This is a genomic window from Spirosoma terrae, assembly GCF_010435915.1.
Taxonomy (GTDB): domain Bacteria; phylum Bacteroidota; class Bacteroidia; order Cytophagales; family Spirosomataceae; genus Spirosoma; species Spirosoma terrae.
The window spans coordinates 52,222-64,283 of the sequence record NZ_JAAFZH010000010.1; the positions used below are offsets into that span (position 1 = coordinate 52,222).

Genomic DNA, 12,062 nt, shown 5'->3' on the forward strand with positions numbered 1-12,062 from the left:
TCAGTTGGGAGGGAGATACAGTTCGATTTTATTGCTCTCCAGAAAGGCCGTTACCGCTTCAAAAACCTTTTGTTGCCCCCCTACATTCCAGTGTACCCGGTTGCCGGATGTTGAACTGTCGTTGGTGGTAAAGTAGGTTTCCGACGTATTGGGAAAGGCGGTACCCAAATTCAGGTAATACACTTGCTTTGGCCGGTTTACCTGACCGACAACCTGTTGATCGATGGCCCGCATGTACCCCGCTGTAGTCTCCCCCGTACTGCCTGATGAGCGTGGACCAGGCCCGCAAATGATCAGGGGTGAGTCGGGGTATTGAATAATCCAGTCGGAAATAAACTTGTTGACATTCGCCCGGTAAGCGGCTGTATCGGTGTCATTGGTGCCTAATACATAAAAGCCAATGGACGGCGTTCGAGTACCTCCCAGCCGATTGCCCAACCGTATTTTGTCGAAATAAACCGACGTTTGACCCGATAGTGATTTGTCAACGAGAAAAACCCGTTGGTTTTTAACGTTCTGATACCAGGCTTTTAGCTTCCATGACCACACATCCCAACGGGACGTAATACCCTGAACAGATGTTCCCTCTGTGTTGGAGTCGGCAAATAAATACACGTAGTAGGGTGAAGCAACATCGTTGTCCGCGCTGGCTGTATAGCCATGAAACCCAAATCGAATAGCGGCCCGTCTGGTCGTGTCTGTTTTGCCGTATAGGTTTACGGCTATCGCTCCATCCCCGCCGTATAGCACGGCATTCGCGGCATAACTACCACTACCCGTATATAACTGCACATCACCGGTATTTGGCCTACCCATACTAACACGGGCAAAAACGGGCATGGTCGTTCCGAACGTGTAATGATCAACGTACCATTTTTTTGTTAGAGGTGGGTTGAAACCGCCGAGTGAAACGGGACTCGCGTTGGTGCCGAAATTCATCGTACTACTATTGGCAACGGTCGTTGTCGCTGAAGCCGGAAACCCAGACGGGTAGGTTAACCCCGTAGACTCAACATCAAGGCCGTTAGTTCGAATTATTTCGGGTTCGGTATAATTGACCGTCCGCATTGAAGCGGCAATGTTGTTGGTCACGTTTGATTTAAACGAGTTCACCGCCTGGTTTGACGACTGTTGACTATAAACCGTGCCGTTTTCGCCTAAAAACTTGCTATACGGAAAGTATAGGTAGGTATTATCGATCCCAACACGGACGTTGTTACCAACGGGTCCAATGCTAAACGTTGACACTGGGTATAAGTCCGGTGCTTTCGATGCCGCTGAGTCCTGAACGGCTACCATGTCACCAACCCGATACACCCGCATGGCCTTTGGCTGAAGAACCTGCGCAACCGAACACAGGGAAATAAGAGATAAAAGACTAGTTGCCAGATATATTTTCATGGTTTGTCGATATAAAATAGGCGTTTTGGTATGGCCAATGCTATACCAAAACGCCTATGTGAATACAGCTTATTCTGCCCACACAAGCGCCCCAACACCCGTTTTTTCCGGGGTTAATGCCGTGGCAGTCACCTCTAATACGAATGGATTGGCTTTGGTGAATTCACCTGTAAACCGAGCTACAACTTTGGCTCTTGGTATCGTCAACTTTAAACCTTCCTTTGGCGTTACCTTGACAGTTTGTTCCAAGCTGATAATAGATGCAGGCATGTTCCATACACGACTACCAGCTGACCCCGTAATTTCCCCCCCAAACAATTTCTCCATTGCATCTAGGTCAGGATCAACAATCTGATACGTCAGCGCGATTGGCCCCGGTGTTTCTGTCGAATAAATTGGCTGGTCATCCTCTTCAGATCGAAATTCCGTCGTTGTCGGTTCGTCCTGATTGAGATTACAGGAGTTTTGATTTGTCTTACCAAGAGCTTCTAACACGGTCCCTGGCCCACCGTCGTTGCCAATGGCTCCCATCTCTATCGATGATACGCCGAATGTTATTGTACCCATTGTAGATGAAATTAAAGTGATGGAAAGAATCGAAAATCAATCCGCAGATTGATGTAGTGCTGATTGGTTTCAGGCTCGGGAATGAGCGATTGATTAACCAGCCAGAACGTATAGTCCGGCGTGGAATGCTCATTCACAACCTGTGTAGCAATAGCCGCTAATTCGTAAAGTCGTTCGGCATTAGGTACCAGCTGGGCTTTCCCGTTTTGCGGTTTGTAGGTAATGTCAGGGACATAAATGTTGACATTGGCCGTGCCCCGTTGAATCTGATCATTTGTAACAGGCAGCGAGTTGACAACGACATCTTCCAACTTGGAATCCGTTAGTCGTACCAGCTTGTAAATACTTCCGGTAATAGCAGTCTTCAGGTTTGATCCTGATAGCCTACTATACAGAATATTAACCTGATCAAATGTCGTTTTCATCGAGCTTTGGCAATGTCTTCTTTTAAGTCACCTAACATTTGTGGTACAATCCGTTCAGCGAGTTGCTTCGCTGAGGTAAGTACATCTAGCCCCCGGCTTTCCACCGATGCCGCGTAGTTCATGCCCGCAACGACTAGCAATACCCACCCGTCCATGTATTCCGCTACGAGTTTTTTAGCGTAGGATTCCCCAACCAGTTTGCCATCTACCGTTGTCGGTTGGCTCCCGGTTGTTGTACGCTGAAAATCCGAATGCATTACCTGGCCATTGTGTAGGATCATGTAGCCAATTGAGTTGCGTAGATTGCCGGTCTGATCACGATATGTATTTAGCGTTCTAGCCTGATTGACACATTGTTCACCGACGTATTGAAGCGTTCGAAGAATCAGATTTTCAATCGCCTGTTTCTTCTTTTCAAAATAGCGTCGGATGTCCTTTTGCGTTGATTTTGGCTTTATACCCATAACCGGCAGTGTAACTGATCGCGTGAAAAGCGCTTGACAATCCCCTCAACACGTAGGGTTGACCCATCGAGCACTTTGATAGATGCACCAGCCTCTATGACCGGACAGGACTTAGGCAGTTGAATCAACGTATCGTACTTGATCGTTGAGGAATCGGCCAATTGAACGGTTTGGCCACCTGTATTGGCTTCATCCCGGCAACTTGCGGTTAGCACGAATTGCGATTCACTTTCAAGGAAATTGCCTTGATTGTCTACATCGGATTCAGCAACGGCCAGCACCCATAACTGATAGGGATATTGCTTGATCATTACCAGTAGTTTGAACGATCCTGAATACTTGGCGTTTTAACCAACTTATTTGGCAACCCTAGCTCATCGCATAGCATCCCGTAATACGTCGTTATGCCTGCTTTGTCCCACTTGACCGAATACCCACCTTCCGTTACATCAGCCTTTAAAAACAGTTCGGGAATTGCCAGTGCAATAGCCTTTTTCGCCCCGAGCGCGGTTGCTGCTGAATACACATCTGTTCCATTTACGTTTGCATCCACTAGCAAAACGTCTAGTTCATCAGCACTTAACTCAATGTTGAAACCCGCTAATTTGCTTTCGATAAATCCCCGAACTGTTGCCATGTTGTGATGAGGTTGCGGTTATTTCGCCGGTTCTGGCTTTACAAAGGTTTCGACCAAACCTTTTGCCTTTAGTTCTTCCAAACGATCTTCCTCCAGATCAGAGACATCCTGATCAACCAGGTACACCGTATCGTAGTCGTTTTTGTCCCGGAACTGCGAAACTACGTAGGTCTTACCTTCCTTTTTCTCAACCGGTTTTGAGTCGGTGGAGGTTGATTTGTTGCGGTTATTTGCCATGATAAACAAGAAAATGTCCTGTTAGTCAAAAGACTACTAGACTATACACAAATAGATTAAGCTTGAACCTCGCCGGAATTCAGTAGGTAGACTTCAGATGAAATTACAGGGATGCAACGTGCTTGGGAGCTTGTAAACTCAGCTAACGAAGGGCGATTTTGGCGGTATTTTGAAACCAGAATATAGCCATCTGCTTTTTCATAAGTCACATTCGCAACGGGGTGAGATTCCTCAGCTAACCGTGCCGTAACTAATGTACCTACAATCTCTTCGGTGATAAAAGCGGCTACTCCTGTAGCCCACGGATCGTACGCACTACGAACACCGTCTCGCTCATACTTCACCGAACGTTCTACGATTTCAATCGTAAATCCTAGCCGGTCTGACATAACCGTATTGATTTGATCCAGCGAAGGGGTTGGAACTTTTTCGCCTAAAAAGCCCTGCTTGAACGCATACAGCTCTTTAGCTTGGTTTGTAGCCACCAGATTATTAAACGCGGTGGGGTCCATCATAACCCGAATAATGCTATTGCCGTCGGCTTTTGCTTTTTTCTTTACCCGGTTCATGTCATCAAACGGTTTTGCCGTAGACGAATTAGACCATAGTGCTGTTACGCCGAATTTATTTTCGGTCTTAAAGCCATAGTCTACACGAACACCCGTACCGATGTTTTCAGGATCATCAATTAAAGCCTGGCCAGTTGACAATCCTTCTAAGAAGATAGCTTCATTCCGTTCGTAAACGGCCGTGATAACTTTTGGCGTATCCTCAAACACACGTTTCAGAATCGGGCCTTCCTGACCTTGCGCGGTAAGCACTTCCAGTTCAGTAAGCTGAGTTTCATTCAGCTTACGTTCCTGACCCATTTTAGGTATGTTACCCGACGCTTTAGACAGTGAATCGCGCATTTTGAGTGGCAGGCTTGAATCCATTGCCACTACATCGGCCATAACAAACGTGTTATCCGACAGAAAGCTTTCCCATTTACCCGTAACTGACGTTTCGGTTCTAAGCATTTGCTTATAGCGGTACGTCAGAGCGTTTTTGGAGTCGTTCAATTTCGTCGTGACTCCCAGTACAATCCCTTTAAAAAACTTGGTGATGTACTGTACAAATAATGATTGTTCCATGATGCTTTACGCCTGTAGTATCGTTTTGTGAACTAAGCTTTTACCTGTATTACAGCGAATTAGTCCTGACGGAAATCGATCAGTGGCAACGCGGTTTTAACTGCCGACTGAATTGTTGCCATTGGGAATGGACACGCAGCGGGGTTGACCGTTCCCCGAACCAGAATACCCGCAAACGGCCGTTTTTTCGGAATAGAATTGATCAGAATTCCGGCATAAACGTGATCGGCTGGCAGTGCTGCATACGCCGTAGCCCCGCCGTTCAATGGCATGGGCTTGTAGTTCTTGGTAGCGGTTTCCATGATAATAACGTGACCCGCTTTAATGATGTCCGGCGTAAAACCGGTGACATCTAGCGTCCGCCCGCCACGTATCGACTGAAAATTGTCAACAATGACAATTGAGTCTTTAGAGGTTATGATTTCCTCCGAGTCGTTGTTAAGACTTGCTGTTGCCATGATTACATGATTTGACTGAGAACAGTATCGGTTTCCTCTTTGGAAGCCTGTTTTACGTCATTGCCCCCCGTGGGAACGGTTGGCTTTTTGAATTGGGCCAACCCGCTATTAGCCGAATCCTGAACCACCGATTTCAGATCTTCCGTGAGCTCACCCATGTAGTTTGTAAAGTCCTCCTCTTTATCGAATGTCATTCGATTGAAGGCTTTTAAAACCGTCTGTTTGTAGGCTTCTGGTGCATCTTTCAGCGCCGTTTCTAACTGACTTTTACGGGTATCCGTGGCTTTACCTGTTACAATCCCGTTGACCGTCCCCGCTAATGCTTGCACATTCGTTGACAGCGTGTTTACCGTCGTAAACAGCGACTTTGCCCATTCGGGTGTTTCAGCTGGAGCCTGTTGCTGTTGAGGTTCCGGCTTGGCTGGTTCCTCTTCTTTTTTGCCCCCTTCTGCCTTCGCTTTAGTCACCGCTGTGTTGACTCGCGTGTCAACTTCACTTTGAAAAGCTTTGAGCATGGGTTCGACTGCTTTGATAGCCCCCTCGATTTCGGATTCCTCTTTTACAGTTTGTTCCAGATAAGCTAGAACCCCCTGAATTGCCTTATCACTGAACCCTAAGTTTTTGTACGCTGCCAGCAATGCGGCTAAAAGTTTGTCCTTCATGATGTACGGTTGCTGTGTTTAAGTCCGTGGCAAATATATTTCAAAGTACTTCTATTTCAATTACTTTCTAATAAATTTACAGCTCATAACTATCTATCAATCAGATATTTACAGTGTTCTTAAAGCAAAAACACGCGCACTTTTGCACTCACTTTTAACCCTGCCGGATATGAACACAAATCACTGATTGACTTGGATTTACGGGATTGTATTTAGACAAGAATTAAGACAAAAAATTGGACATGTTTTTAGACAAAAAATTAGACGAAAAAAAACATCATGAAAGCACGACTTTTTAATTGGATCGGGGGATTATTTCTGTTTTTACTTGCTACGCCTTCGCTTTTAGCCCGATCCGTACCGGCTGATACGCTGCCCGCTGGCACAAAAATTAGCCTACAGATTCAATTACCAGGCGAAACCCAGACTACCCGGATTACCTATACGGTACCGGCTCCGGCTGACGTAGTTACGCCAATCCCGGAAATACCTAAGCCCGATAACAGCGTGTTTTACGTTGTTCGCTCAATTGAAACTCAGACAGCTGTAGTCAATCAGCCGTACACGTTTTCAGTACCAGAAAGTACTTACAATACAAGCCCTTCTAGTGTTGACGTGTCCGATTTGCCGCCGGGCTTACGCTGGAATTCTCAGACACGGACGATTTCAGGAACACCAACGCAGACCGATATACGTACCATTACCGTCAGTGCGTCAAAAGATGGTAAGCTGGTCCAAACCAAATTCATTTTGGATGTGGTCGATAGGTCTACGGGTGCCCCTGTCAAACCTCAACCGGATCGGGATGACAATACCGTTCCGCCCCCCGCACCTACAGCCTACGCTGAGAGAAAGACCGTACCATTTGTATTTTCCAGTAAACCGAACGTAATCAACCGGATGCAGGCTCAAACCATTCCAGATTATCAGGATGGTTGGCGCATGAAGACCAGTGATATTGTGGTGGGTGGTAACGATGGCAAGGTCGAAACACCAGACGAGCTCAGAAAGCGCGGCCATAGTGATTTCAACGCCCTGTGGTTTTATGGCGATGAGGGAATGCCATCATGGGGTTTACCCAAATCGACGGATCGGCTGTTCTACGAATACACGGGCAACTTTTGGGGACCGTGGCACCAGACCGCCTACCTCAGTGTAATTGATGATTTTGATAAGATTGTCAACACCACCCTTTCCAGAATGCCAGCCTGGAATACATCGACCCAAAATGGTCTTATTGATGGTGTGCCTACCGTGAAATTAGGCCATTTCAATATTGAGTACAATTGGTTTCTTCAGTCGGATTGGGACAAACTAAGTCAAGATCAGCGGAATGTTCAGTACTGGAATTATGCTTTAAATCGCCGTGAAAGCCTTCAGGATACGTATAACCGTGGAGGTATAGACGCGATTCAACAGGCACAACATCAGAAATGGCGCAACATTATTGCCATCAGTGTAATGTATTTGGATAGGAACAATCCGGGTATGAAACACTTCTATGGCGATATGCATGGGCTGACGGTTTTCAAGTCGCTTACAGGCTGGAATCATCCGCTATCGCCAACGGATTTTTTGACGGCGGATGTCAATAACGCGGGCCTTTACCCTGAAGCGAATGAAACCGCCAATCACGGGCTAATTACGCTCTGGAATGGTCAGGTCTATAACGTATCGGGCAACCTCAACTTAATCAATGGCCATCGGCACACATACCATTACGAATGGGAATTCTTCATGAAGCGAAAAGACTATGAAGAATACTTTTCCATTACGAAAGACTCTCCAGCTGATAAAAAGGACATCCGCCAGTGGTATGATAAGTTCTATCCGAATCTGGCAAGACCGTATGAACTGGTTTATCACATTTTGTCCAATTGGTCAATTGAGCAACGTAAGGGCTGGGCACACATGCCATTGGAGTTCCAGACTGAACCAATTTTTGAGCAGTTCATTCGGGATAAAGACAATTACCAGGTGCTAAATGGATCTTGGGTGCCGTGGACTCTCAACGCTCAAAACCAGCGCCCAACTAAGGTGCCTGTGCACCCTGAAATATCGGAGTATATAACCATCTACAGTCGTATGCACTATGATGGCAAATTCATGTGGGGTTTGGGTTGTTGCAGCCGGATCAATCCTGCTGAGGGACAAGGCGACAACGTGAACCCAAATGTTCACCAGGTTGCAAGAGAGGCCGAACAGTTGGCTTTGACCGAATTAGGCCAATATAATAACACAGTGTTTTTAGCCGATAAGCGCCAACATATTGGGGATATTCCCATCTATAACCCCAACACAAAGCAGTACGTTACTGGCAATCCAGACCAATTGTTAAAGGCCGCTGGTGGACCTGTTCCCTTAGTTACCGCTGTCGATTCGCCATCATCGGGTTGGGAACTATACGCTGTGTATTTCCCTCACGCCGAACGCAATCAAGAGTCAACAGTACGTTGGAAATCCCCTATCGATGGTGCCGAACTATCCGGTAATGCTCATGGCTGGTCGGTTCGTCTGTATGCCCGTAAACGTTAATTCTTTCCTTTCAAATCAATCAAATTTCATGAACGCAATCAAAGCATTCTTTCAAAAGGATAATGCCACGGCCAAACTATCTGGCTGGCTCATTCTACTGGCTTCATTGCTGACCTTAGCAGGCCAACATTTCCATTTTCCGCCCAAAACGTACCTGATCATGACGGTAGTTGCGGGATCATTAACGGCAATGGCCACCGTATTCAAGACCAGCAAAGTAATTACCTGGTCATTGCTATGGCTGCTGATTTATACGGTTGTCAACTACCTGTCCAACAATCTTACACAGGTATGGCCAGAGGCACAAACGATTGTGGCTTACATCGGTGGAGCAATCAAACTCATCACGGATTATTCGGCCCATCAGAGCGGTGACGAAACACCCCCAACTACGCTAACCAAATAAGTCATGATCTGGAAAATCTTAACTGGCGTTCTGGGTGTTGCCCTTCTATTTGTTCTGCTATTCTGGTTTGTACCAGACCTACGGAGTTGGGGGAAATCGCAAAACTCAACGAATAAGGAGCTATCCGACTCGTTGAAGTCCGAACGAACAAAATCGTTTAACCTGGCTAATGAGCAGGCGAAACTAAGTGCATCACTCGCACGGATTGAACGTGAATTTGAGGATGCTAGATGGCGTAACGCAACGGTTGTGCCGAACGTAAAACTAGAAGTTTCGGGCCTGTCTGCCATTGCTCAACGTCAATCCAACCTGGAAAACCTCATCTTATCTGGTTATCTGAAGCCCCCAGATACAGCGAAAGTAACGCCGGTTGTCACCTATAACGTACCGACAAATGAAGCGCTGACGATAAAGCTACGTGTGTGTGATAGTATGCAAGCTCGAAACAGCTACGTTGAACGTGGTTATGCTGCATTGAAAGAAGCGTATCGGTTGAGAGGTGATTCACTGAAAGAGTTGCGGGAATTCACAGATGACGGAAAGGATCTGGCTCAGCAAAAAGGCTGGTTCACTGGTCGAAATAAAAGGCTACGCCAACACGCAAAAACACCTCCTTTCTAATCTAATCGCCTATTCGTGTGAACCATATTACCCACTCAACAATGATGAAGACCTACGTAGTCCATGCAATGCCCGCTTATGTTGCCGCGTGGACTACGCAGGTTATGGCAACGGCGCTATTCCTGAACGTACCAAGTGAGTTTTGGGCGCAAGTAATGGCCGTGTTTGAGATTCCTGAACAGATCATTGTTGGCACATCGCCTTTGATTGGCGCAACTGTATCGACACTCGTTGAGGTACTGCAACGGGTCTATAATCAGGATAAACAACGACGTAGGGGCAAGCTTGATACAGAATACCACGATCCGACGGCTAAGTACTGGCCAGCTAAAATATTCGTGGGTACGATGTCAGGCTTATTCCTGATGAGCTGGTTTGCTCAGGCTGTTTTAGCCGTGATACCCAAAGCGCCCGAATGGACGATCGGGTTTATCGCTGGCTATGCAGGGTATTGGTTCGTGTCGAAAAAGCTGCCAAAGCTTTTGGAATCTGACGTTAAAAAAGATCAAGATCATGATTGATGCTATTCAGCTCGACTACTCGATGTATATTGAGATAGCCGGGCGTTTTATACAAATAGGCTTATACGTACTGTTTGTAACAGGTTGTTTTTTGCTATGGCGGTTTACGTGCCGGATGTCATGGGGGCATGACGTTATAGGCCGGATCGTGTTTATCATCCTTGTTTTAAACGGGCTGTTATTATGGAAACAACCTCATCGATTTACGTTGTTTCTCGTCATGCTATTAGGCCCGTTGACCTTTTGGCTATTCTTCAATGTGTTTTATTTCAGCAAATACCCTATACCAGCTGAGGTAATAAAGGAGTTGAAAAACCCCAAAATGCCGGGTTCATCTGTGTTCATTCCTAAGCTGGCATTAGCAAAGTATCTGTTGCGAGATAGCCCAGAATTATATCGGCCGTGGTGGTTTTCCCAGATATTCCGAAACGTTGCGCTGGGTGCAGGCGGGCTATTCCTGCTGTTATTTGGCTTCAGCGAGTCGATTGAAGGCTACACATGGGGGCTACAGCTGGCGGCTAAGGTTCGGCAGGAAACGACAGCCAAAACCGACAGTACGGTAAAAACCGCCGTAAAAGCCGCTGTCGATTCGACCAAAAAGACGTTCTACGCGGTCGCTGATACCATCAAACAGGGTCAGGAACAATTAAGCCAGAAAGTTGATAGTACCAGGCGGGAATCAGAGAAACGAGCCGATGAGGTAAAACGTGGCTTGAAGCGAACCAATGCTCGCTTTTCGCGTCCTATGCCGCTTATATTCAACAAACCCGAGCCGGTGGGCTTACCACAACCGGTGTTTCCACTCAAAACGGATCGGGTAAATAGGGCATGGTATATTCCCGATCAAGGCCGGGCAGATCCGGGCTACCCTTCACCGATTTGGACACGTTATAATTCCCAAGATTATAAAGAGCCGAACCCACTCCCTGAAAACCCTGACAGTTTAATCATCGCTAAACACTTCATGCCATGACATTATTCGGATTGATTGACTGGATTGTAATAAGCCTGATTGGATTGGCAATATGCTTTGTCGTGGTCTGCCTGATGCTAATGCTTTTGTACGATTTGTTCTCATTCAAACCGCCGATCAGTTACCGGCCTAGTACACGGTTTGAGGACAAAGAAGGTAACGTGCACATCGTTGAAGCGCCCAACCTATTCAACCGATATTGCTATGAGCGCGGATTAAAAACTAAATGGTATATCCGCTTTATCGTTGACCCTTAAACACTCAATACTATGAAAATCATAACATTGCCAATCCTGCTGGCTTGCGGTGCATCGCCCAAAACAGCGTCGCTTTACGTCGATCCGATTAACCGCTACGTCGATGAATACGCGGTAACAACCCATGTGCGGTTGAGCCACTTTCTATCACAGGTTCTTCATGAGTCCATACGTCTGACTGCAACAGTTGAAAACCTCAGCTATTCGGCTGAAGCCTTAGTACGTACGTGGCCATCGCGGTTCTATGCTGGTTCAGAAGTGAAATACGATTGGGTAGAAAAAAGAAAAGACCCAGAAACCGGTAAAACCTTAAATGTTTTACAACCCAGACAGGGCAAGCCTGCTGGCATGTATGCCCGTCAACCTGAGAAAATAGCGAACTACGTATATGCTAATAGGTTAGGGAATGGCACGGAAGAATCGGGCGATGGCTGGAAATACCGGGGTCGTGGTCCTATTCAGAATACGGGCAAAACCAAGTACATCCGGTACAAAAAGCTATTCGGCATTGATTACGTCAACCATCCTGAATACATGCAGCGGCCGGATGATGGTATGCACACGTCTTTTCAGTTTTGGGCAGATATGAACCTCAACGTCATTGCTGATAAAGACAACGTTGAGTTGACCACGCGGAAGGTGAACGGCGGAATTAATGGCCTGGCTGATCGTACAAAGCTATTGGCCATCTGTAAAAGTGCACTTCGACCGATTTTCTACGAATCTGATAAAGTTGCTTAATCAGAATGAACAGGTTGCAGTGCA

General features: G+C 46.5%; 17 protein-coding genes. 7 read left to right on the forward strand and 10 right to left on the reverse strand.

What is annotated here, in order from left to right; genetic code table 11:
* The 10 genes from GK108_RS20000 to GK108_RS20045 all read right to left on the reverse strand — a co-directional run bounded on the left by GK108_RS20000 (window position 1) and on the right by GK108_RS20045 (window position 5,984).
* Entirely contained in the window at window positions 1–1,401 is a 1,401-nt protein-coding gene (locus GK108_RS20000) for an SGNH/GDSL hydrolase family protein (protein ID WP_163952384.1), read from the reverse strand.
* A gap of 69 nt (window positions 1,402–1,470) precedes the next feature.
* Entirely contained in the window at window positions 1,471–1,968 is a 498-nt protein-coding gene (locus tag GK108_RS20005) for a hypothetical protein (protein WP_163952386.1), read from the reverse strand.
* Between the two features lie 11 nt (window positions 1,969–1,979).
* On the reverse strand, window positions 1,980–2,393 hold the full coding sequence (locus GK108_RS20010; RefSeq protein ID WP_163952388.1) for a hypothetical protein: 414 nt from the start codon (window positions 2,391–2,393) through the stop codon (window positions 1,980–1,982).
* Window positions 2,390–2,857: a hypothetical protein gene (locus tag GK108_RS20015; RefSeq protein WP_163952390.1), complete on the reverse strand. Its 468-nt coding sequence runs from the start codon at window positions 2,855–2,857 to the stop codon at window positions 2,390–2,392. The genes GK108_RS20010 and GK108_RS20015 overlap by 4 nt, the downstream gene beginning before the upstream one ends.
* On the reverse strand, window positions 2,848–3,168 hold the full coding sequence (locus tag GK108_RS20020) for a hypothetical protein (protein ID WP_163952392.1): 321 nt from the start codon (window positions 3,166–3,168) through the stop codon (window positions 2,848–2,850). Before GK108_RS20020 ends, GK108_RS20015 begins: the two co-directional genes overlap by 10 nt.
* Entirely contained in the window at window positions 3,168–3,494 is a 327-nt protein-coding gene (locus tag GK108_RS20025) for a DUF6706 family protein (protein ID WP_163952394.1), read from the reverse strand. Before GK108_RS20025 ends, GK108_RS20020 begins: the two co-directional genes overlap by 1 nt.
* 18 nt (window positions 3,495–3,512) lie before the next feature.
* A complete protein-coding gene (locus tag GK108_RS20030; protein ID WP_163952396.1) occupies window positions 3,513–3,731 on the reverse strand; it encodes a hypothetical protein in 219 nt (72 codons plus the stop codon).
* A gap of 56 nt (window positions 3,732–3,787) precedes the next feature.
* Window positions 3,788–4,864 (reverse strand): major capsid protein, encoded by a 1,077-nt coding sequence (locus GK108_RS20035; RefSeq protein ID WP_163952398.1) that lies wholly within the window; start codon window positions 4,862–4,864, stop codon window positions 3,788–3,790.
* Between the two features lie 59 nt (window positions 4,865–4,923).
* The gene (locus GK108_RS20040) at window positions 4,924–5,322 is read right to left on the reverse strand and encodes a hypothetical protein (RefSeq protein WP_163952400.1); all 399 of its coding nucleotides are present in this window, start codon (window positions 5,320–5,322) and stop codon (window positions 4,924–4,926) included.
* Window positions 5,323–5,324: 2 nt separating this feature from the next.
* A complete protein-coding gene (locus GK108_RS20045; protein WP_163952402.1) occupies window positions 5,325–5,984 on the reverse strand; it encodes a hypothetical protein in 660 nt (219 codons plus the stop codon).
* 279 nt (window positions 5,985–6,263) lie between these two features.
* Here GK108_RS20045 and GK108_RS20050 point away from each other — a divergent pair, with 279 nt between their 5' ends.
* From GK108_RS20050 to GK108_RS20080, 7 genes are read left to right on the forward strand one after another with little or no spacing between them, the layout of a single operon-like run.
* Window positions 6,264–8,519 (forward strand): putative Ig domain-containing protein, encoded by a 2,256-nt coding sequence (locus GK108_RS20050; protein ID WP_163952404.1) that lies wholly within the window; start codon window positions 6,264–6,266, stop codon window positions 8,517–8,519.
* A gap of 28 nt (window positions 8,520–8,547) precedes the next feature.
* On the forward strand, window positions 8,548–8,925 hold the full coding sequence (locus GK108_RS20055; protein ID WP_163952406.1) for a hypothetical protein: 378 nt from the start codon (window positions 8,548–8,550) through the stop codon (window positions 8,923–8,925).
* A gap of 3 nt (window positions 8,926–8,928) precedes the next feature.
* Window positions 8,929–9,546 (forward strand): hypothetical protein, encoded by a 618-nt coding sequence (locus GK108_RS20060; RefSeq protein WP_163952408.1) that lies wholly within the window; start codon window positions 8,929–8,931, stop codon window positions 9,544–9,546.
* A 41-nt stretch (window positions 9,547–9,587) separates the two neighbouring features.
* Entirely contained in the window at window positions 9,588–10,067 is a 480-nt protein-coding gene (locus GK108_RS20065) for a hypothetical protein (RefSeq protein WP_163952410.1), read from the forward strand.
* The gene (locus GK108_RS20070) at window positions 10,060–11,040 is read left to right on the forward strand and encodes a hypothetical protein (protein ID WP_163952413.1); all 981 of its coding nucleotides are present in this window, start codon (window positions 10,060–10,062) and stop codon (window positions 11,038–11,040) included. Before GK108_RS20065 ends, GK108_RS20070 begins: the two co-directional genes overlap by 8 nt.
* A complete protein-coding gene (locus GK108_RS20075) occupies window positions 11,037–11,297 on the forward strand; it encodes a hypothetical protein (RefSeq protein WP_163952414.1) in 261 nt (86 codons plus the stop codon). The genes GK108_RS20070 and GK108_RS20075 overlap by 4 nt, the downstream gene beginning before the upstream one ends.
* A gap of 12 nt (window positions 11,298–11,309) precedes the next feature.
* Window positions 11,310–12,038 carry a glycoside hydrolase family 19 protein gene (locus tag GK108_RS20080; protein WP_163952416.1) on the forward strand — a complete coding sequence of 243 codons (729 nt, stop codon included), beginning with the start codon at window positions 11,310–11,312 and terminating at the stop codon, window positions 12,036–12,038.
* Window positions 12,039–12,062: the final 24 nt, after the last annotated feature.

Excerpts from the sequence above, each read along its gene's own strand:
- GK108_RS20080 (WP_163952416.1), top strand. The coding sequence starts at position 11,310 with ATGAAAATCATAACATTGCCAATCCTGCTGGCTTGCGGTGCATCGCCC.
- GK108_RS20050 (WP_163952404.1), top strand. The coding sequence starts at position 6,264 with ATGAAAGCACGACTTTTTAATTGGATCGGGGGATTATTTCTGTTTTTA.
- GK108_RS20025 (WP_163952394.1), bottom strand. The coding sequence starts at position 3,494 with ATGGCAACAGTTCGGGGATTTATCGAAAGCAAATTAGCGGGTTTCAAC.
- GK108_RS20010 (WP_163952388.1), bottom strand. The coding sequence starts at position 2,393 with ATGAAAACGACATTTGATCAGGTTAATATTCTGTATAGTAGGCTATCA.
- GK108_RS20055 (WP_163952406.1), top strand. The coding sequence starts at position 8,548 with ATGAACGCAATCAAAGCATTCTTTCAAAAGGATAATGCCACGGCCAAA.
- GK108_RS20015 (WP_163952390.1), bottom strand. The coding sequence starts at position 2,857 with ATGGGTATAAAGCCAAAATCAACGCAAAAGGACATCCGACGCTATTTT.
- GK108_RS20005 (WP_163952386.1), bottom strand. The coding sequence starts at position 1,968 with ATGGGTACAATAACATTCGGCGTATCATCGATAGAGATGGGAGCCATT.
- GK108_RS20045 (WP_163952402.1), bottom strand. The coding sequence starts at position 5,984 with ATGAAGGACAAACTTTTAGCCGCATTGCTGGCAGCGTACAAAAACTTA.
- GK108_RS20070 (WP_163952413.1), top strand. The coding sequence starts at position 10,060 with ATGATTGATGCTATTCAGCTCGACTACTCGATGTATATTGAGATAGCC.
- GK108_RS20020 (WP_163952392.1), bottom strand. The coding sequence starts at position 3,168 with ATGATCAAGCAATATCCCTATCAGTTATGGGTGCTGGCCGTTGCTGAA.
- GK108_RS20060 (WP_163952408.1), top strand. The coding sequence starts at position 8,929 with ATGATCTGGAAAATCTTAACTGGCGTTCTGGGTGTTGCCCTTCTATTT.
- GK108_RS20065 (WP_163952410.1), top strand. The coding sequence starts at position 9,588 with ATGATGAAGACCTACGTAGTCCATGCAATGCCCGCTTATGTTGCCGCG.
- GK108_RS20000 (WP_163952384.1), bottom strand. The coding sequence starts at position 1,401 with ATGAAAATATATCTGGCAACTAGTCTTTTATCTCTTATTTCCCTGTGT.
- GK108_RS20035 (WP_163952398.1), bottom strand. The coding sequence starts at position 4,864 with ATGGAACAATCATTATTTGTACAGTACATCACCAAGTTTTTTAAAGGG.
- GK108_RS20075 (WP_163952414.1), top strand. The coding sequence starts at position 11,037 with ATGACATTATTCGGATTGATTGACTGGATTGTAATAAGCCTGATTGGA.
- GK108_RS20040 (WP_163952400.1), bottom strand. The coding sequence starts at position 5,322 with ATGGCAACAGCAAGTCTTAACAACGACTCGGAGGAAATCATAACCTCT.
- GK108_RS20030 (WP_163952396.1), bottom strand. The coding sequence starts at position 3,731 with ATGGCAAATAACCGCAACAAATCAACCTCCACCGACTCAAAACCGGTT.